The organism is Acidovorax sp. GW458-11-26-14-TSB4 (assembly GCF_059423865.1).
On record NZ_JBWKYR010000003.1, the window covers coordinates 305,097 to 321,898 of the forward strand.

Genomic DNA, 16,802 nt, shown 5'->3' on the forward strand with positions numbered 1-16,802 from the left:
GGAGACTTCATGTCCGGTAGTTCCGACAACGACAGCCAAGAACGTTTTGCACTCGGTTTTTTGTTCATCCTGATCGCTTTGGTCATCTCCACCGCGGTAGGCACCGTGGTGGTCAAGCGCATCGGCGCCGCAAAGGCCGCCAAGGCGGCCCCTGCAGCCACCGCACTTGCAAGCAACGCGCCAGCCGCGCCCGTGGCTGACATGGCCGCTGCAGCAACGGCTCCAGCGGCAGACGCCGCCAGTGTGCGTGTCGAGAACGGCATCGTGAAGTTCTACTTCGCAACCGCCAAGGCCGAACTCGCCGCCGGCGCCAACGAAGCCCTGGCCGACGTGGTCAAGGGCGTGGCCGAAGGCAAGAAGGCCGTGGTCTCGGGCTTCAACGACGCCACGGGCGACGCGGCCGCCAATGCCGAACTGGCCAAGCAGCGCGCCTATGCTGTGCGCGATGCGCTCAAGGGTTTGGGTGTGGCCGAGGACAAGATCGAGTTGAAGAAGCCTGAGGACACTACTGCGAGTGGCAGCAATGCGGAAGCGCGTCGGGTGGAAGTGGCGTTGGCTGCGAGCTGATCTGCGTTTTACCGGGCACGCAGCCCATGGACAAAAGCCCGGCATTGCCGGGCTTTGTCGTTTAAAGCGGAGGGGCGTGCTCAGCGCAATCCGGTGCCGCCACCAGTATCACTCTTCCGCTCAATCAACTCAATCTTGTACCCATCCGGATCCGTCACAAACGCGATCACCGTGGTGCCCCCCTTCACCGGCCCCGCCTCGCGCGTCACATTGCCGCCCGCCGCCTTGATCTTCTCGCACGCCGCGTAGGCATCCGGCACACCCAGGGCGATGTGCCCATAGGCCGTGCCCATGTCGTATCTCTCGGTGCCCCAGTTGTAGGTCAGTTCGATCTCGGCCTGACCGGGGTTGCCGCCGTCGAAGCCCAAAAACGCTAGCGAGTACTTGTACTCGGGGTTTTCGGACTGGCGCAGCAGTTGCATGCCCAGCACCTGGGTGTAGAAGTCAATCGAGCGTTGAAGGTTGCCAACGCGGAGCATCGTGTGGAGGAATCTCGTGCCCTTGATTGTGCAGCACGGAGATAGGAGACCAATGGTCGCGGGTACATAGGATGCCGTTGGTCTTAAAAAGACAGACTTCGGCCAGTGCGAAGCACCCAAACTAGGGCTGCGATTCATCGAGAATTGTGTAGAAAAATAAGCCAATCCAGTGGTGTCTAGTCATGCTGCGATAGTCGCATCGATCACCCAAGCTCAAAGGTTAATGCAATGCTTATTTCCGCCAGTGCCCGCGCCTAAATACCTTTATCAGCAGCAATTTTATATCCTCGGGCTTGGCAGGATGGTCCATCGTGAGGCGGTTTACTAGCATATCAACGTTGCATCTCCCATGTGTCAGCTAGGATGTGACTATTGTAGCAAAGTATGATCAAATTCAATAAAGGGCCCAAGGAGCAACAAATGGAAAATTTAGAGGCGGGTGTATCATTTAATAAAAGCCTTGAGGAGCTAAAAAATTTTAGGCTCTACATAAATTCCAGAGGAATTCAAACGGCGAACACACGTATTGATCGATATATTAGCTATCTCATCGATTATCTGCAGAGTGACCACGAGGGCGCTGGCTCAAGAACGTTTAAAAGCAGTCACGATGGGCGCTTCAAATCAGAGCATGATTGGATCCTTCACGTAATTCGAGAGGTACATGAACTTGAGTGGATTTGGAAAGGCCTCAAGGTAAAAGCACCGACTGGAATAGATGAAAAGCTAGAAATTGTTCTGTCCGGTCATGATTTTTCCGCGTTTGACTCAAATACAAGAGCAAGAGATACGCAGTTTGAGTTAAGAATTGCCAGCTACTTCTGCCAACTGGGATTAAACGTTATACTATCCGAGACTGATGTGATCGCATTGTTGGGAGATTTCGCCTATTTCTGGGAGTGCAAGCGTATCGCAAACAAAAAGCAATTGGAAAAGAGATTAAGTGCAGCGACCAAGCAACTTCAGGCTAGGATGCCCATCACATATAACGGACGGCGAACGATTGGTTGCATAGCTGCAGATGTTACAAAGGCTTCATTTCCACTTAACGGACTCGGAGTGACCCCGATTGCGCCACACTCTAAAAAATTCTCCAAGATAAGCTTCTTGGAATTGCAGGAAATCTAAACAAATCCAAGATTTTCTCTATTGACGATAAACCGCCGACTCTCTTTTGGCTGCAAATTCATTTTCCTTTCTTGATAGCGTTGGAAAACAAATATATTACCCGATTTTCAAGCTATATTATATTCAAAGAGGATTGCAGTGAAGCTGAAGGCTTGGCGATGGCTGCATTTCAAGGAATGCAAAATTTCTTGACGCGCATAGACACCACATCTTCTGTTCGCAACGAGAACGAAAAACCCAAGTTACCCATCGAATTGACAATTCCGGCAGGAACTACGTTTGGTCTCACAGATGGATTGTACGAAGAGATCCAGCGAACAAAAAAATTTCCTGAAAGCTTGCCTTCAGCGCCGCTGGGGCATATAACGGCAAAAGGGATAAAACTAGATTTTACTTTTAAAGATTTGGAGCTGGTGAAGCAAGAAAAAAATCGCATTTTGCGTAGAAAAAACCGTCTTGAAAAATCCAGAGGGAATTTGGCTTCTGCTATTTGAAATATTTATTCAAAAAGTCTACCGTGGCGATCATGAGTGATTTTTTCGGCGTCTGGATCGGCTGGAAATTTCACAAATCATTATGTGCCAAGGCTGCCAAAATATAAGCGGCTTTACTGGGTTGGGTAGATCATGGTTTAACTTTGAAATGGGTTCGGTGGCTGTGCTGTCTACGTACCCCGGTGCGTAGCGTTCTTCACCCCAGTGTGGTCGCAGGCCTGTGAGATTTCGCGCAGGGTAAGAAGGTGCTGCCCAGCAGCAGGCTAGCCCCATGGTATGCAAAGCATAGGTTCACGGCTGGACAAATTGTCCAGTGGCCGGTGCATATGCCTGTATGTAACAAAATCGCATACAGATTTTCGCCGTGGGCGAGTGCCGCATCGACTTTGCCGAATCGTGCCGCGTAGAGGTTGCACCTGCGTTCCGGCGTGCAGAGGCATGAACGCAAATGCCCGGCATCGCCGGGCATCTTTCGTGGGGGGCAGGCGCTCAGCGCAATCCCGTGCCACCCGTGTCGTTCTTGCGCTCGATCAGCTCGATCTTGTACCCATCAGGGTCCGTCACAAACGCGATCACCGTGGTGCCACCCTTGACCGGACCGGCTTCGCGCGTCACATTGCCTCCCGCAGCCTTGATCTTGTCGCAGGCCGCATACGCATCAGGAACGCCCAGGGCGATGTGGCCATACGCCGTGCCCAGGTCATAGCTCTCGGTGCCCCAGTTGTAGGTCAGCTCTATCTCCGCCTGGCCGGGGTTGCCGCCGTCGAAGCCCAAAAACGCCAGCGAGTACTTGTACTCGAGGTTTTCGGACTGGCGCAGCAGTTGCATGCCCAGCACCTGGGTGTAGAAGTCAATCGAGCGTTGAAGGTTGCCAACGCGGAGCATCGTGTGGAGGAATCTCATGCCCTTGATTGTGCACAAGCTCAAATCCTCGCGAGCAGATCGGCCTTTTTTGCTGCGAATTCCTGCTCGGTGAGGATGCCTCGGTCTTTCAGCGCTGAAACTTGCGCGATGGCATCGATGATGGACGCCTGCGCACTACTGCGGTTACCGGAAGCGTCTTTGGCAGGGGCCACGGCCTGGGTTGCACCCACCTGCTCGCCTGGGGCGTCACCACCACCGCGAACCTCTGGCAGGCTCGAAAGGTCCACGGTGCCGTGCTGGCTGGTGAAGGTCAGCGTGCCGGCACCACCTTGCTGCTGGCCAAAGCCGTTGATCTGGTGTTCCAGGGTGTCGTACAGCGACACCCTGCCAGCCACATCCACCGCAAGGCGGCGCTTGCCGGCGAAGTAGGCATACCGGGTGGTGTTCTGCGCGCCGCTGCTGTTGGGCGTGCCCAGGTCCGCTGGGTACCAGGTGGGCTGGGGGTGGGTGGCGAAGATCGATGCTGGCGGCGCACTGGCGAACCCCATCATTGCGACGCTGCTTTGGGACTGCGATGGGGGAGGGCTTGCCTGCATGGGGGCCGGCGAACTGGCCCCCAGGGCGCTGGCCAGTTCGGTGACCAGTGCATTCACGCGTGCCTTCAACGCGTCGTTGAACATGTCGCCGATCATGAGCATGCCGCCACGCGTCCACTGGCCGTCGCCGCCGAACTCGGGGTGCGAGAACTGCGCCATGGTGCCGTTGCCCCTCTGCAGGGCGGCCAGCAACTGGCTTACCGCATCGGGGCTGAAGCCGGTGCGCGATGCCAAACTGGAAACAAGTTGCTGACCTTGGTCGCTGAATTCTGGTGCCATACGTCCCTTGGTGATGTTTCACTGTGGTTGCGTAGGGTAGCACCAGGCATGCGTCTTATGCCTTTGCTTGCGCGGGCAGATCGAACACCAGGCAGGTGGTGGTGGCGTGGGCGTACAGGGTGCCGTCAGGCCCCACCAGCCGGGCCTCGGCGGTAGCCAGTTGGCGGCCGCAGTGGATCACCCGGCCTTCGGCGCGCACGCGCTGCACCTTGGGGGTGATGGCCTTGACCAGGTTCACGCCCAGTTCGGCCGTGGTGTAGCCGCGCCCGGGCAGCATGCGGGTGTGCACCGCGCAGCCCAGGGCCGAGTCGAGCAGGGTGGCGAACCAGCCGCCGTGCACGGTGCCCATGGGGTTCAGGTGCTCCACGCCGGGCGTGCCCTGGAAGACGGCCAGGCCTTCACCCACCTCCACCAAGCGAAAGTCCAGCGTGCGGGCGATGGGCGGGTAGGGCAGTTCGCCGCGCAGCATGGCCTGCATCATCTGCAGGCCGGTAAGGCCCGCTACCTGATCGGGCCGCGATACGCCGGGGCCCACGCCTGCGTCCATGCGGGCCATCACCTCTTGCTCCAGGGCAAGCCATTGTTCGAGTTGGTTGTGCTGCGTCATGTGCTTTTCCGATCAGTGTGTTGCATATGCAATTATTGCAGATACAATCAAATCCATGCAAGCCGAAATCACCATCCCGCCCACCGCAGCCGGGCGTCCCCAGGGCTGTACCAACTTCAAGCTGCGCCAGTTGCTGCGGCGCGTGGGCCAGCACTACGACGCCGAGATGGCCAAGTGCGGTCTCAAGACCACGCAGTACTCGCTGCTGGCGCATGTGTTCAAGCTCGGCCCCATCCGGCCGGGCGACCTGGCGGCGGAGATGAAGATGGATGCCTCCACCCTCACGCGCAACCTGCGCCCGCTGGTGGATGCCGGCTGGGTGACGCTGGAGGCGGGTACCGATGCGCGCAGCCGCTTGGTGCACATCACCGACGCGGGCCGCGACAAGCGCGTCGAGGCCCAGCGATGCTGGAAGGTGGCGCAGTTGTCGCTCAACGACCTGCTGGGCGTGGAGCGCGTGCTGGCCCTGCACACCCTGGCCGACGAGTGCCTTGAATTGTTGTCCCCCGTGTCGGAGCTTGACCATGGCGAATGATGTGAATCCAACCTCTCCCAACAACCGATCCATCGCCATCTGGCTGGTGCTGCTGGCCGCGGCCGGCGCCTTTGCGCTGACCATGGGCACGCGCCAGACCATGGGGCTGTTCCTCTCGTCCCTCAATACCTCCACCGGCCTGGGCGTGGGCAGCATCAGCCTGGCCTTTGCCTTTGGCCAGCTGTGGTGGGGGCTGACCCAGCCCTTTGCGGGCGCGGTGGCCGACCGCATCGGCACCGGGCGGGTGATATTGCTGGGCGTGGCGCTGGTCGCGCTGGGCACCATCATCACACCGCTGATGACGAGCACGGCCGGGCTGATCCTGGCCATCGGCGTTCTGGCGGCGGGTGGGGCGGGCATGGCCGGCCCCTCGGTGCTGATGGCGGCCAGCACCCGGCTGGTGCCGCCGGCCAAGCGCGGCCTGGCCACCGGCATCGTGAATGCGGGCGGCTCGTTCGGGCAGTTCGCGATGGCGCCCATCGCCATCGGCTTGACCGCCGCCGTGGGCTGGGCCAGCGCCATGCAGTGGCTGGGCGTGCTGGTGCTGCTGGCGTTACCGGCGGCCTATGTGCTCAAGGGCAATTCCAAGGCGCTGGCGGCCCAGGCGGCTGCCGCGTCTGGCGTGAAGGCGCTCACGGCCCGCGAGGCCATTGGCCAAGCGCTGGCCACGCCCAGCTATTTGTACCTGGCGGCGGGTTTCCTGGTCTGCGGCTTCCACGTGGCCTTTCTGGCCACCCATCTGCCCGGCGTGGTGGCGGCCTGCGGTCTGCCGCCCGAGGTGGGGGGCTGGTCGCTGGCCATCATCGGCCTGTTCAACATCGTCGGCAGCCTGGCCATGGGCTGGGCCGTGGGGCGCTGGCGCATGAAGTCGCTGCTCTCCATTCTGTACGCCACGCGCGGCATTGCGGTGCTGGCCTTTCTGCTGGCGCCCAAGACGCCCACGGTGATGTTCATCTTCGCGGCGGTGATGGGCGTGACCTTCCTGTCCACCGTGCCGCCCACGGCCGGGCTGGTGGCCAAGATGTTCGGCACGGCCAACATGGCCATGCTGTTCGGCGTGGTGATGCTCTCGCACCAGATCGGCGGCTTCTTCGGCGCCTACCTGGGCGGCAGCGTGTTCCAGGCCACGGGCAGCTACGACTGGGTCTGGTACATCGACATCGCGCTGGCCATGGGTGCTGCGCTGGTGAACCTGCCGATACGCGAGGCCCCGCTCCAGCGCTTGGTGCCTGCCGCCGCTTGAATCCACACACCGTCCAAACACCTTCCACCATGACAAGCACCGTGCAACCCCTGTATTTCGATGACATGGCCGTGGGCCGCCGCTTCCAAAGCGGCGAGCATGCGATGGACGCCGCGCAGATCATCGCCTTTGCCAGGCAGTTCGATCCGCAGCCCTTCCACATGGACGACGACGCTGCCCAAGGCACGCTGTTCGGCGGCCTGGCCGCCAGCGGCTGGCATACGGCGGCCATCACCATGCGCCTGCAGGTGACCACGGGCCTGCCGATTGCCGGCGGCATCATCGGTGCCAGCGGTGACGTGGCCTGGCCCCGGCCCACGCGGCCTACGGACGTGTTGCATGTGGTGAGCGAGGTGGTGGAGGCCACGCCCTCCAAGTCCCGGCCCGACCGGGGCATGGTGACCATCCGCAGCGAGACGCGCAACCAGAACGACGAGGTGCTGCAGATCTCCACCGTGCGCATCGTCGTGCCGCGCAAGCCTGGAGCTGTGTCATGAATGCTGCTGCAACCACGGCAGCCCCTGCGGGTGCTGCGGCGATGAACCCGCGCACGCGCATGCTGCTGGAGGCGCCCATCGCCCCCACGCTGCTGCGCCTGGCCCTGCCCAATGTGCTGGTGATGCTGGCCCAGGCCGGTGTCGGGCTGATCGAGACCTATTTTGTGGGCAAGCTGGGCACGGACGCGCTGGCCGGCATGGCGCTGGTGTTCCCGGTGGTGATGCTGATGCAGATGATGTCGGCCGGCGCCATTGGCGGCGGGGTGGCGGCAGCCATTGCGCGGGCCCTGGGCGCGCGCCGGCGCGACGATGCCGATGCCCTGGTGCTGCACGCCCTGGTCATCGGCCTGGTGTTTGCGCTGTGCTTCAGCGTGGCGGTGGTGGGCGGCGGGCGCTGGCTCTACACCCGCATGGGCGGGGCAGGGGGTGCGCTGGAGGCGGCGCTCATCTATTCCAACTGGGTGTTTGCCGGCGCCATCTGCGTCTGGGTGTTCAACACCCTGGCGGCCATCATCCGCGGCACGGGCAACATGGCCGTGCCGGCCTACGTCACGGTGTGGGGGGCGCTGGTGCTCATCCCACTGTCGCCGCTGCTGATCTTTGGCTGGGGCCCGTTGCCGGGCCTGGGCATCGCGGGCGGGGCGATTGCGCTCATGGCCTACTACGTGCTGGGCAGCGCCGTACTGGCCTGGTACCTGTGGTCGCCGCGCAGCCTGCTGCGGCCCTCTTTCAAGGGGCTGCAACTGCGCTGGCCGCTGTTTGCGGACATCCTGCGCGTGGGCCTGGTGGGCGCGGTTTCCACCGTGGCGACCAATGTCGCCATCGGCGTGACCACGGCCATGGTGGGCGGCTTCGGCACGGCGGCCATTGCCGGCTACGGTACGGCGTCGCGGCTCGAGTACCTGCTGGTGCCGCTGGTGTTCGGCTTTGGCGCGCCGCTGGTGGCCATGGTCGGCACCTGCATCGGGGCGGGCCAGCGCGAGCGCGCGCTGCGTGCCACCTGGATCGGTGCCGCCATGGCATTCGGCATGACCGAGGCCATCGGCCTGTGGGCCGCGCTGTTTCCGGCCACCTGGCTGTCGCTGTTCGCGAGCGACCCGGCCATGATCGAAGCCGGGAGCCAGTACCTGCGCATGGTGGGCCCGGTCTATGGCTTCTTCGGCCTGGGGCTGGTGCTGTACTTTGCCTCGCAGGGCGCGGGCCGCCTGTTCTGGCCCGTGGCCGGCAACCTGGCGCGGCTGGCCGTGGCGGTCGTGGGGGGCTGGCTGGCGCTGCGCTGGAATGGCGGGCTGGCCGGCGTGTTCGCCGCCCAGGCGCTGGCGCTGCTGGTCTATGGCATCGTGATCGGCTGGGCGATTGCCGGCGGCGCCTGGTTCGGCCGCGTGGGCTGGCCGAGCAGCCCGGCGGGGCTGCTGCGGCGTCAGACGGGCACGGTGTAGTTGAGCGTCATGCGCCCGCCATCCACCGTGACGATCTCACCGGTGACGTAGCTGGCCGCATCGCTGGCCAGCCAGGCCACCACGTCGGCGATTTCCGAGGGCTCGCCCAGGCGCTTCATGGGCGTGCGCGACATGATCTTGGCCTTTGCCTCCTCGCTGGTGAGCACGGCCTTGGCGGCCAGTTCGGTGGCGATGGTGCCGGGGGCGACGGCGTTCACGCGCACGTTCTTGTCGGCCAGGGCCAGGGCCATCACGCGCGTGAGCTGGTTGATGCCGCCCTTGCTCACGTTGTAGCTGGAGATGCTGGGGATGGTGAGCACGCCGTTGACCGAGCTCATGTTGACGATGGAGCCGCCGCCCGAGGCCACCATGGCCCGCGCCACGGCCTGGCCCACCAGGAACGAGCCCTTGAGATTGACGCGCAGCACGGCGTCGAAGTCTTCTTCGGTCACTTCGAGGAAATCCGCCGCGCGGAAGATGCCGGCATTGTTGACCAGCACGTCGATGCGGCCGTGGGCGGCGAGGGTGCGCTCCACCAGGGCGTCCACCTGGGCCTTGTCCCCCACATCGCAGCGTACGTAGAGGGCGCCCAGCTCCTGGGCCAGCGCCGTGCCACGGGTGTCGTCGACGTCAGCGATCACCGTATGGGCGCCTTCGCGGGCAAAACGCCGCACGCAGGCCTCGCCAATGCCCTGGGCGCCGCCGGTGACGATGCAGGCCCGGCCCTGGTGGCCGAAATGGACGATGGAGGGGGAAACGGAAGAGGGCGTGGCAGGAAATGTCATGCCCGGATGGTAGCGGGTTGCCGGCCCTGCGCCGGCTTCAGCCTAGCGCCGGGGCGGTTTGGCGGCGTGGGTCGGGCTGCGGCCCTTGCGGGCGGCGTGCGCCGTACGGGCCCGCCGCAAGGGCTTGAGGCGGGCACGCTCCCTGCTGGCCCGGTGGCCGCGCCACAGCCAGGCGAGCGCCAGCATGAGGACCACCGCCCAGGCCGTCACCATGCGGGGGTTGGCTGCCAGCCAGGACACCGCGAATTCCAGATACTCCATGGGGCCGCACGCTATCACAGCACGAAGTCTCGTCGCATGGGTGTAAACAATCATCAACAAACTGGCCTGTCACCCGGGTTTTGTTGAAACCCTTGGATACACTGCGACCATGAGCGACCTGACGGCCACCGCGACCGAAGCGCCTTCCCCTACCAAGGCCTTGCTGCAGCTGTGCAGGCGCCTGGAGCGGGCGTGGACCCTGCCCGACATCCTGGATGCGGTGTCGCCCGTGGCGGAGCAGGTGCTGGGCTACCCCCATTGCTGGCTGGGAATCTACGGGCTGAAACCGGGGTTCGTGTCGATCCTGCTGCATTCAAGCCAGATGCAGGACCCGGCGCTCGCCCGGGCCATCGACACCACGGAAATCCCCATTGCCGGCGACAGCATGGTGCAGGAGATCATGGCGGCGGACCATGTGGTGGTGGTGGCCGATGCGCGCACCGACCCGCGCACCAACAAGGAGATCGTGGCGGCGCTGCACAACCGCACCATCATCAACATTCCGCTCATCATGGCCGAGCAGCGGCTGGGCTCCGTGGGCATGGGCACCTATGGCGATGCCGAAGGCGTGCGCCCGCCCTTGCCCTGGCAGATCGACTTCATGCAGGCCATGGGGGCGCATGTGGCCGTGGCCATGGACCGCGTGCGCTTCATGCAGGCCCGCAAGGAGGCCGAGGATGCGCTGTACCACGAGAAGGAGCGCCTGCAGGTCACGCTGCATTCGATCGGCGATGCGGTGATCTCCGCCAATGCCCATGGAGATCTGCTCTACATCAACCCGGCTGCCGAGGCACTGACGGGCTGGAACCTGACCGCCGCGGTGGGAAAGCCCTATGGCGAGGTGTTCAGGCTGATCGGAGCGGACGGCCCCGGGGAGCCGGTGCCCGACATGATGGCCGGCGCCATCGCCGCCGCGCAGGCCCAGCGCTACCCGGAGCTGCAACTGCAGCCCCTGCACGGTGGCCGGGTGCTGGTGGAGGCGACGGTATCGCCCATCAGGGACGCGGATGGCGAGGTGCAGGGAGCCGTGCTGGTGTTCCGCGACGTGACGGAGCAGCGCCGCCTGAGCCACGAGATCGCCTACCAGGCGCTGCATGACGAACTGACCGGGCTGGGCAACCGGCGGGCCTTCGAGCAGGCGCTGGCCCTGGCTTTCGAGGGCACGCGGGGCACGGCGCAGCACGACGTGGTGTGCTACCTGGACCTCGACGAGTTCAAGGTGGTGAACGATACCTGCGGCCATGCGGCGGGCGACACGATGCTGCGCGAGATATCGCGCCTGTTTGCCGGCCTGCTGGACGAGAAGGACCTGCTGTGCCGCATCGGCGGGGACGAATTCGGCATCCTGCTGGCGGGCCGCAGCATGGCGGGTGCGCTGCAGTTGGCCGACCGGTTGCAGCAGGCGCTTGCGCGCTACCACTTCGTCTGGCTGGAGCAGCGCTTTGGCGTGGGTGTCAGCATCGGCATGGTGGCGCTCGATGCACAGACCGAAAGCGTGGGCGCCTTGCTGCAGGCCGCGGATAGCGCCTGCTATGTGGCCAAGGAGGCCGGACGCAACCGCATCCACGTGTATGCCATCGATGACCCGGCGCTGGCACAGCGCTATGGCGTGATGGAGTGGGTGAGCCGCATCGAGCATGCCCTGCTGCATGACCGGTTCGAGCTGTTTGCGCAACCCATCGTGCCGTTGCAGGAGGACACGTCGCAGGGCCTGCACTGCGAGATCCTGCTGCGCATCCGCAGCGAGCAGGGCGAGCTGGTGCTGCCTGGCCGTTTCATGCCGGCGGCCGAGCGCTACCACCTGGCGGCACGCGTGGACCGCTGGGTCGTCACCCATGCGCTGCGCTGGGTGGTGGAGCAGCAGGACCGGATCGGGCAGTGCTCCATCAACCTGTCGGGCCAGTCGCTCGGGGATGCGGCCTTCACCACCTTCGTGCTGCAGGCGCTGGCGCGTGCCGAGGTGCCTTGCTCCAAGCTGTGCTTTGAAATCACCGAGACGGCGGCCATCAGCAACCTGCACACGGCCAAGCATTTCATCGAGACCCTGCGTGCCTGCGGCTGCAAGATCTCGCTGGACGACTTCGGCAGCGGCCTGTCTTCCTTTGCCTACCTGCGCAATCTGCCGGTGGACGTGCTCAAGATCGATGGCCAGTTCGTGCGGGACATCGACCGCGACCCGGTGAGCCTGGCCATGGTCAAATCGATCCACGAGATCGGCTGCCTGATGGGCAAGCGCACCGTGGCCGAGTTCGTCGAGAGCCAGGCCCTGGTGGAGCTGCTGCAGGGCATAGGGGTGCACTATGCCCAGGGTTATGCCCTAGGCCACCCGGTACCGCTCGCGCATGTGCTGGGCGGGACAACATGACACACACCCGCCAGTCCTGCCATGCGGTGCTGGGCCCTGGCAGGTGCGACCCATCCCCTGGTGTGAAAGGCCGGTACGCCATGGCGCCGCCCGCGCAGGCACGCGTGTTGCATGCAGCGAGCGCGTAATCGGAGCCAATGAGGATGCGTGCCTTCCAGCTGTCTCTGCGGACCGCGATTGCAGTGCCTTTTGCGGCACTGTTCGTGGCCACGGTCGTGCTGCAGGCAGTCACGCAGCACCGCCAGATCAGCCAGCTGATCGAGCAGGAGAGCGTGCGCGTGCTGGAGGCGCTGACCAGCAACTCGCGCGCGCGGCTGGCCGAATTCCTCGAAACCCCGTTCCTGATCCAGGGCACGGTAGCCGACGCCATCAGCCGCCATGGCCTGTACCAGGAAGGCGATCTGCGCCCCGTGTACAACCACCTGCGTGGTGTCTTTGCCGACCTGTATGCCGGGCAGCAGCAGATCAGCCTGCTGAGCTTTGGCAGCCGGGCCGGGGAGTACACCGGCATCCGCCGCGAACCGGGCGAAGGCTTTCGCCTGATCCTCAAGGATGCCACGACGAACGGCATGATGAATGTCTACGAGGACGACACGCCGCGCAAGGTGGCGGCGGCCTTTCCCAACTACGATCCGCGCGTGCGCCCCTGGTATGCGCCGGTGGCCGGCTCGGGCCAGTCGCGCTGGTCGCCGATCTACACCACGGCAGGGGAGCGGGGGGACATCACCATTTCGGCCGCCACGCCGGTGGTGGCCGACGGCAACCTGCTGGGCGTCATGGAGGCGGATGTGCGGCTGGACAGCCTGAACCGCTTTTTGCGCGAGGACCCGCTGCGCGGGCAGGGGCAGATCTTCATCGTCGACGCGCAGGGCCTGATCGTGGCCCATTCGGAACCGGGCGCCGTGCTCGGCGACCGGCGCAATGCTGCGGGCCAGCGCGAGCGCCTGCGCATCTCGGAAAGCACCAGCCCCCAGATCCGCACGGCCGAATCGTTTCTGCGCGAAGTAACGGCGGTGGAGGGCGGAAGCTTCCACTTCGAGCACCAGGACGCCAGCTACTTCGGGCGCGTCACGCCCTATGCGGACCCGCGCGGCATCGACTGGCGCATCGTGGTGCTGTTGCCCGAATCCGACCTGCTGGGCGACACCCGCAGTGCCGGCCAGGGGGCGCTGCTGGCCGCCGGTGCCATTGCCATCATCGGCCTGCTGCTGGGCCTGTGGGTGATCCAGTGGGCAGCGCGGCCCATCCTCAGGACGGCAGAGGCAGCCAACCGGATCGCGCGGGGCGATTGGGACACCGACATCGCCGCCCCCAGCCCGCTGCGGGAAACCGCAGTCCTGGTGCAGGCCTTCAATGAAATGGCGCACCGGCTGCAGCGCTCGTTCCAGCAGATGCAGGAGCTGCTCACCCATGACAGCCTGACCCAGTTGCTCACGCGCCGGGGGCTGCTGGAACAGGCGCAGTGGGCGGAGCCGAAACGCGCGGTGCTCAGCCTGGTGGGGCTGAACGCCTTTCGCGCCATCAACGACAGCGTGGGCTATGGCACGGGCGACCGCCTGCTGCAGGCCGTTGCCAACCGGCTCCGCGGGCATTTTCCTGCGCCAGTGCTGCTGGCCCGTGTGGGCGGAGACGAATTTGCCCTGCTGAGCCTGGTGGACGAGGGGGAACACACGGCGGAGCGCTTTGGCAAGGCCGTGCTGGGCCTGTTTGCGACCCCGTTCTCGGCCGGCGCCGACGAGGTCATGGTGCATGCCTCGGTGGGCATCGTGGCCGGGCATTTGCGCGGCGAGGAGCTGGCGGAATGGCTGCGCAATGGCAGCATCGCCCTGGGCGAAGCCAAGCGCCATGGCCAAAGCCAGTGGATGGTGTTCGAAGCCGGCATGGCGGACCAGGCGATGGAGCGCACGCGGCTGGCGTCCGAGCTGCGCCAGGCCCTGGACAAGGACCAGTTCCTCGTGCACTACCAGCCGGTGATTGACCTGGCCACGGGCCGCGTGACGGGTGCCGAGGCCCTGTTGCGCTGGCGCAGCCCCACGCGCGGCATGGTGCCTCCGGGCGTGTTCATCGCCATGGCCGAGGAAAGCGACCTGATCCTGGCGCTGGGCGACTGGGTGCTGCGCCGGGCCACGCAGGACATCGCGCAGCAACTGCCCCAACTGCCCGGGGACTTCGGCCTGCACGTCAATGTGTCGGCCCGGCAGCTGATCCAGTCGGACTTCGTCGAGCAGGTGCAGCGCACGCTGGAGGCCAGCGGGCTGCCGGCGCGCCACCTGACGCTGGAGCTGACCGAATCGGTGCTGATCGAGGGCGATGCCGTCACCCACCAGCAGCTGTCGCGCTTGCGCGCGCTGGGGCTCAAGATCGCCATCGACGACTTCGGCACGGGCTATTCGTCGCTGGCCTACCTGAGCCGGCTGCCCTTCGACTGCCTGAAGATCGACCAGACCTTCGTGCGCGACCTGGTCGAGTCGTCCCAGAATGCCGCCATCGTCACGGCCGTGCTGCACATGGCCACGGGTTTTGGCGTGACGGTCGTGGCCGAGGGCGTCGAGACCGAGGCCCAGGCCCGGCGCCTGCTGCAGATGGGTTGCGGCAGCGCCCAGGGCTACTGGTTCGGCCGCCCGGCGCCGCTGGAGCAGATGGCCATGGCGCAGCGCAGCCTGGATGGCCCGGGCCAGGGGTTGAAGTAGGCTGCAGGCCCGCAAGTTAGACGGTTGAGGGCGAATCCGTATCAGTTATTCATTGCGCTGTGCGCCACCCGCGACGCATGAAACTGGCGCGGCCAAGGCCAGTGCCCCCGTGCAAGGGCCGCCCCGCCGCACTGGGGGCGTCCCCCTCCCGACTCGCGCAGCGAGTCGAGAAAGGGGGAAGGCGCGAAGCGACTCAGGGGGTGTTCGTTCAGGAGCCGGCTTCGATCAACTCCGCGATGCGCGTGTGCCCGATCCGCCGGGCTTGCTGGGCGGCGTTCAGGCCTTCATGGTCGAGCAGGGCGGGGTTGGCGCCCAGTGCCAGCAGTTTCTGGACCGTGGCGGTCTGGCCGTTGGCGGCGGCGAGCATCAGCGCCGTCCGGCCCTGGTTGTCGCGGGCGTCGATGGCGGCGCCCTGGGCGATGAGGCTTTCGACCTCCGGGGTACGGCCCGCGCGGGCCGCCTCGCGCAAGCCGCCCGGCAGCGCGGCACTGCTGCGTGCGCTGTCGGCGCGCGGGGCGGCCGCGGCCAGGCGGTTGTCCGCCGCGCCGGCGCCCAGCAGGCTGCCCGCTGCCTGCGCTGCGGGTGCTGGCCGGGCCGGTTCTGGCAGGGACGAGCGCGCGGCTTCGGCGGTTGCGGCCGGCTGCGGTGGCGCCACCGGCCTGGCCGCGGCCGAGTCCTGGGCCGCCAGGCGTTCGCGCATTTCCGCGCGGGGGGGCGTGGAAGGCAATGCTGGCGCGGCGGCCCCCGTTCCAGCAGCCGGCTCGCCGGTGAAGGGGGGTGAGGCGGGGAAGCCCGACACGGCGGCACCGACCCTGCCGGGTACTGGTGGGGCCTCAGCTTCCTGGGGGGCGGGTGCCGGCGCTGTCTTGGCCAGCGGCCTGGTCGGGCTGGGTGCCGGTGCGGCTGGCTTTTGCACCGAGGGCCTGGCCGGTGGACTGGCTTCCTTATGGACCCTGTGTTGCAATGGGGCGGGCGCAGCGGGTTCGGGAGGGGCGGCCTGTGGCGCGGCTGCCGGTGCGGCAGGTGCCTGCACGCTGGCCGCAGGGGCGGCACGGCGCTGGCCATAGGCGATTTCCTGCTCCTCGGGCGTGCCGCGCTGGAACTGCAGCAACAGCAGGCCGGTCAGGCCCACCACGGCCACGGTGGCCAGGGCCGATACCTTCCAGCGCGACTGGTTGGCCGCGGCCTGCCGGGGGGCCGGGGCGGCGGGCAGGGGGGCTGCGGCGCGTGCCAGCATCTGCGCATGGGCGCGCACGGCATCGCGGACCTGCGCACCGGGGCGGGCATCTTCCTGTGCGCTGGCTTCGCGGTACCGCTGGGTCAACTCGTCGTCCCGCGCGCTCATGGTGCAAACTCCTGCAGTTGTTGGCGAAGGCTGCTGCGCGCGTAGCGCAGGCGGCTCTTGGCGGTTTCAAAATGGACGCCGGTCGCTTCTGCGATCTCCTGCACGCTGAGATCGCCTTCGGCCTGCAGGAGAAAAGCCTCGCGCTGGTCGAAGGGCAATTGCTCGACCGCGCGCAGCAGGGCGGCCGCCTGCTCGCGCGACTGCAGCTGCCGCACCGGGCCGAACCCGGAATCGGCCGCCAGCGTGTCGGCCAGGCCCGGCCTGCCTTCACCGCCTTCGTTGTTGTCGCCATCGGCATCCAGGCTGGCGTGGTTCCTGGCGGTGCGCAAATGATCCACCAGCCGGTTGTGGGCCAGGGTGAACAGCCAGGTGCGGAACTTCGCCCTGGCTTCATAGCTGCCTGCGTTGCGTGCGACGGCAAACCAGACATCCTGCAGCAGGTCGTCCGCCACTGCCGGGATTTTCACGCTGCGCAGCACGAAGCGCCATACCGCCAGCTCGTGCCGGCCGTACAGCGTGTCGAAGGCGCCCATGTCGCCGGCCGCATAGCGCAGCATCAGCGTCTCATCGGCATCGTCGGGGGACAGGGCGGTCTGCACCCGCGCATTATGCGGGGACCTCATACCCC

Annotated in this window: 17 protein-coding genes; 9 read left to right on the forward strand and 8 right to left on the reverse strand. The window is 65.4% G+C overall.

The window, feature by feature from the left end:
- The first annotated feature begins 9 nt into the window (after nucleotides 1–9).
- Nucleotides 10–567 carry an OmpA family protein gene (locus AC07X5_RS10045; protein WP_494769996.1) on the forward strand — a complete coding sequence of 186 codons (558 nt, stop codon included), beginning with the start codon at nucleotides 10–12 and terminating at the stop codon, nucleotides 565–567.
- 80 nt (nucleotides 568–647) lie between these two features.
- Here the strand turns inward: AC07X5_RS10045 and gloA (AC07X5_RS10050) are convergent, their stop codons facing one another.
- The gene (gene gloA, locus AC07X5_RS10050) at nucleotides 648–1,073 is read right to left on the reverse strand and encodes a lactoylglutathione lyase (RefSeq protein WP_494770096.1); all 426 of its coding nucleotides are present in this window, start codon (nucleotides 1,071–1,073) and stop codon (nucleotides 648–650) included.
- Between the two features lie 393 nt (nucleotides 1,074–1,466).
- Here gloA (AC07X5_RS10050) and AC07X5_RS10055 point away from each other — a divergent pair, with 393 nt between their 5' ends.
- Together AC07X5_RS10055 and AC07X5_RS10060 are read left to right on the forward strand one after the other, a co-directional pair.
- Complete coding sequence (locus tag AC07X5_RS10055; RefSeq protein WP_494769997.1) at nucleotides 1,467–2,174, forward strand: hypothetical protein; 708 nt, start codon at nucleotides 1,467–1,469, stop codon at nucleotides 2,172–2,174.
- An 80-nt stretch (nucleotides 2,175–2,254) separates the two neighbouring features.
- Nucleotides 2,255–2,668 (forward strand): hypothetical protein, encoded by a 414-nt coding sequence (locus AC07X5_RS10060; protein WP_494769998.1) that lies wholly within the window; start codon nucleotides 2,255–2,257, stop codon nucleotides 2,666–2,668.
- 489 nt (nucleotides 2,669–3,157) lie between these two features.
- On the opposite strand, the gene gloA (AC07X5_RS10065) is transcribed toward AC07X5_RS10060, so the two are convergent.
- From gloA (AC07X5_RS10065) to AC07X5_RS10075, 3 genes are all read right to left on the reverse strand, one after another.
- Entirely contained in the window at nucleotides 3,158–3,571 is a 414-nt protein-coding gene (gloA, locus tag AC07X5_RS10065) for a lactoylglutathione lyase (protein ID WP_494769999.1), read from the reverse strand.
- A gap of 20 nt (nucleotides 3,572–3,591) precedes the next feature.
- Nucleotides 3,592–4,362, reverse strand: coding sequence for an SHOCT domain-containing protein (locus AC07X5_RS10070; protein WP_494770000.1), 771 nt, complete (start codon nucleotides 4,360–4,362; stop codon nucleotides 3,592–3,594).
- Nucleotides 4,363–4,462: 100 nt separating this feature from the next.
- Nucleotides 4,463–5,014: a PaaI family thioesterase gene (locus AC07X5_RS10075; RefSeq protein ID WP_409961021.1), complete on the reverse strand. Its 552-nt coding sequence runs from the start codon at nucleotides 5,012–5,014 to the stop codon at nucleotides 4,463–4,465.
- Nucleotides 5,015–5,069: 55 nt separating this feature from the next.
- Between AC07X5_RS10075 and AC07X5_RS10080 the strand changes: the two genes are divergently transcribed.
- Genes AC07X5_RS10080 through AC07X5_RS10095 form a run of 4 tightly spaced genes read left to right on the forward strand, consistent with a single transcriptional unit; the run spans nucleotide 5,070 to nucleotide 8,728 of the window.
- Entirely contained in the window at nucleotides 5,070–5,549 is a 480-nt protein-coding gene (locus tag AC07X5_RS10080; RefSeq protein WP_494770001.1) for a MarR family winged helix-turn-helix transcriptional regulator, read from the forward strand.
- Nucleotides 5,539–6,792: an MFS transporter gene (locus AC07X5_RS10085; RefSeq protein WP_494770002.1), complete on the forward strand. Its 1,254-nt coding sequence runs from the start codon at nucleotides 5,539–5,541 to the stop codon at nucleotides 6,790–6,792. The genes AC07X5_RS10080 and AC07X5_RS10085 overlap by 11 nt, the downstream gene beginning before the upstream one ends.
- Nucleotides 6,793–6,821: 29 nt before the next feature.
- A complete protein-coding gene (locus tag AC07X5_RS10090) occupies nucleotides 6,822–7,289 on the forward strand; it encodes a MaoC family dehydratase (protein WP_409961027.1) in 468 nt (155 codons plus the stop codon).
- On the forward strand, nucleotides 7,286–8,728 hold the full coding sequence (locus AC07X5_RS10095; RefSeq protein ID WP_494770003.1) for an MATE family efflux transporter: 1,443 nt from the start codon (nucleotides 7,286–7,288) through the stop codon (nucleotides 8,726–8,728). Before AC07X5_RS10090 ends, AC07X5_RS10095 begins: the two co-directional genes overlap by 4 nt.
- Here AC07X5_RS10095 and AC07X5_RS10100 read toward each other — a convergent pair.
- Together AC07X5_RS10100 and AC07X5_RS10105 are read right to left on the reverse strand one after the other, a co-directional pair.
- Complete coding sequence (locus AC07X5_RS10100; RefSeq protein ID WP_494770004.1) at nucleotides 8,710–9,513, reverse strand: SDR family NAD(P)-dependent oxidoreductase; 804 nt, start codon at nucleotides 9,511–9,513, stop codon at nucleotides 8,710–8,712. The genes AC07X5_RS10095 and AC07X5_RS10100 overlap by 19 nt on opposite strands.
- 42 nt (nucleotides 9,514–9,555) lie before the next feature.
- On the reverse strand, nucleotides 9,556–9,774 hold the full coding sequence (locus AC07X5_RS10105) for a hypothetical protein (protein ID WP_409961033.1): 219 nt from the start codon (nucleotides 9,772–9,774) through the stop codon (nucleotides 9,556–9,558).
- A gap of 109 nt (nucleotides 9,775–9,883) precedes the next feature.
- Between AC07X5_RS10105 and AC07X5_RS10110 the strand changes: the two genes are divergently transcribed.
- Both AC07X5_RS10110 and AC07X5_RS10115 read left to right on the forward strand, forming a co-directional pair.
- Nucleotides 9,884–12,139: an EAL domain-containing protein gene (locus AC07X5_RS10110; protein WP_494770005.1), complete on the forward strand. Its 2,256-nt coding sequence runs from the start codon at nucleotides 9,884–9,886 to the stop codon at nucleotides 12,137–12,139.
- A gap of 143 nt (nucleotides 12,140–12,282) precedes the next feature.
- The gene (locus AC07X5_RS10115; RefSeq protein WP_494770006.1) at nucleotides 12,283–14,829 is read left to right on the forward strand and encodes a bifunctional diguanylate cyclase/phosphodiesterase; all 2,547 of its coding nucleotides are present in this window, start codon (nucleotides 12,283–12,285) and stop codon (nucleotides 14,827–14,829) included.
- Between the two features lie 208 nt (nucleotides 14,830–15,037).
- Here the strand turns inward: AC07X5_RS10115 and AC07X5_RS10120 are convergent, their stop codons facing one another.
- Complete coding sequence (locus AC07X5_RS10120; RefSeq protein ID WP_494770007.1) at nucleotides 15,038–16,174, reverse strand: ankyrin repeat domain-containing protein; 1,137 nt, start codon at nucleotides 16,172–16,174, stop codon at nucleotides 15,038–15,040.
- The gene (locus AC07X5_RS10125) at nucleotides 16,171–16,797 is read right to left on the reverse strand and encodes a sigma-70 family RNA polymerase sigma factor (protein ID WP_409961039.1); all 627 of its coding nucleotides are present in this window, start codon (nucleotides 16,795–16,797) and stop codon (nucleotides 16,171–16,173) included. The genes AC07X5_RS10120 and AC07X5_RS10125 overlap by 4 nt, the downstream gene beginning before the upstream one ends.
- Between the last annotated feature and the right edge of the window lie 5 nt (nucleotides 16,798–16,802).

Coding starts and splice junctions, on each gene's coding strand:
- AC07X5_RS10085 (WP_494770002.1), top strand. CDS start 5,539: ATGGCGAATGATGTGAATCCAACCTCTCCCAACAACCGATCCATCGCC.
- AC07X5_RS10075 (WP_409961021.1), bottom strand. CDS start 5,014: ATGACGCAGCACAACCAACTCGAACAATGGCTTGCCCTGGAGCAAGAG.
- gloA (WP_494769999.1), bottom strand. CDS start 3,571: ATGAGATTCCTCCACACGATGCTCCGCGTTGGCAACCTTCAACGCTCG.
- AC07X5_RS10090 (WP_409961027.1), top strand. CDS start 6,822: ATGACAAGCACCGTGCAACCCCTGTATTTCGATGACATGGCCGTGGGC.
- AC07X5_RS10100 (WP_494770004.1), bottom strand. CDS start 9,513: ATGACATTTCCTGCCACGCCCTCTTCCGTTTCCCCCTCCATCGTCCAT.
- AC07X5_RS10125 (WP_409961039.1), bottom strand. CDS start 16,797: ATGAGGTCCCCGCATAATGCGCGGGTGCAGACCGCCCTGTCCCCCGAC.
- AC07X5_RS10105 (WP_409961033.1), bottom strand. CDS start 9,774: ATGGAGTATCTGGAATTCGCGGTGTCCTGGCTGGCAGCCAACCCCCGC.
- AC07X5_RS10115 (WP_494770006.1), top strand. CDS start 12,283: ATGCGTGCCTTCCAGCTGTCTCTGCGGACCGCGATTGCAGTGCCTTTT.
- AC07X5_RS10055 (WP_494769997.1), top strand. CDS start 1,467: ATGGAAAATTTAGAGGCGGGTGTATCATTTAATAAAAGCCTTGAGGAG.
- AC07X5_RS10045 (WP_494769996.1), top strand. CDS start 10: ATGTCCGGTAGTTCCGACAACGACAGCCAAGAACGTTTTGCACTCGGT.
- AC07X5_RS10110 (WP_494770005.1), top strand. CDS start 9,884: ATGAGCGACCTGACGGCCACCGCGACCGAAGCGCCTTCCCCTACCAAG.
- AC07X5_RS10080 (WP_494770001.1), top strand. CDS start 5,070: ATGCAAGCCGAAATCACCATCCCGCCCACCGCAGCCGGGCGTCCCCAG.
- AC07X5_RS10095 (WP_494770003.1), top strand. CDS start 7,286: ATGAATGCTGCTGCAACCACGGCAGCCCCTGCGGGTGCTGCGGCGATG.
- AC07X5_RS10120 (WP_494770007.1), bottom strand. CDS start 16,174: ATGAGCGCGCGGGACGACGAGTTGACCCAGCGGTACCGCGAAGCCAGC.